At 74.1% G+C, this 1,025-nt stretch carries 1 protein-coding gene; it reads right to left on the minus strand.

The annotated features are described in order from the left end of the window. Window positions 1-126 precede the first annotated feature (126 nt). Window positions 127-1,025 (minus strand): Dyp-type peroxidase (locus QH283_RS13670; RefSeq protein WP_280503377.1); only part of this gene is annotated, 899 nt, incomplete at its 5' end.

Below are 1,025 nucleotides of genomic sequence, written 5' to 3' on the forward strand. Positions count from 1 at the left end.
GGGGGGGGCCCCCCCCCCCCGCGGCCGAGAGCGCGAACACGACGGCGGCGTGTCGACAGAGCGGCCGGGACGCCCCGGCGCGCGGGGTGACCGGCGGGAGAGACAGGCACCGGGCACCCCGCTCGGTCAGGCCTCGAACAGAGTCTGTCCGAGATACCCGCCCGGCTCCTGGACGCCCGGCGGCAGCGCGAAGACCGCCGAGCCGATGGGGGTCGTCCACTCGTTGAGGGCGTCGAACTCCGCCAGACGCGCCTGCACGGGCAGGAACTGGGCGTGCGGGTCGCGCTGATAGGCGGTGAACAGCAGGCCGGAGTCGGAGATCCGGCCCGGGCCGGGGGCGTCGTCGTAGTTGTAGCCGCGGCGCAGGAACCGCTCGCCGTCGTGGGTGTGCCTGGCGCGCGCGATGTGCGAGGACGGCGGGATGACCGGGATGCCGTAGGAGTCCACGGCCTCGAAGTCCGGTTCGTCGAACTCGTCGGCGCCGGTGAGCGGGGCGCCGTCGGCGAGCCTGCGGCCGACGGTGAATTCCCTTGCCGCCGGGTCGATCTCGTCCCAGGTGTCCAGGTTCATGGCGATTCGGCGCAGCACCAGCGAGGTGCCACCGGCCAGCCACGGCGTGACCGAGCCGTCGTGCCAGACCAGCCGGTCGAGCTCCGCGTCGGTGGTCAGGTTGACCGTGCCGTCCACCTGACCCATGAGGTTGCGCGGGGTGCGGCCGGGTTCGGCGTCGCGGAAACCGCGCTGGGTCCATCGCACGGTCACCAGGGAGGTGACACCACGCGAGAGCACCCGCACCGCGGGCGCGACCGTGGTCGGCTCCTCCGCGCACACCTGCACCAGCAGATCACCGTCGGACCAGGCCGGTTCGAGCCGGTCGATGCCGAACGGCGGCAGCGGGCCCAGCCACGCCGGACGCTGTCGCTCCAGCCCGGCGGCGGTGAACACGGCCGGGCCGAACCCGACGGTGACGGTCAGCCGTGCCGGCCGGGCCGCCAGCTCCGGTTCGGTGTCGGCCAGCGCGGGCT

This window comes from Nocardia farcinica, from assembly GCF_029867845.1.
In the GTDB taxonomy this organism is placed as follows: domain Bacteria; phylum Actinomycetota; class Actinomycetes; order Mycobacteriales; family Mycobacteriaceae; genus Nocardia; species Nocardia farcinica_A.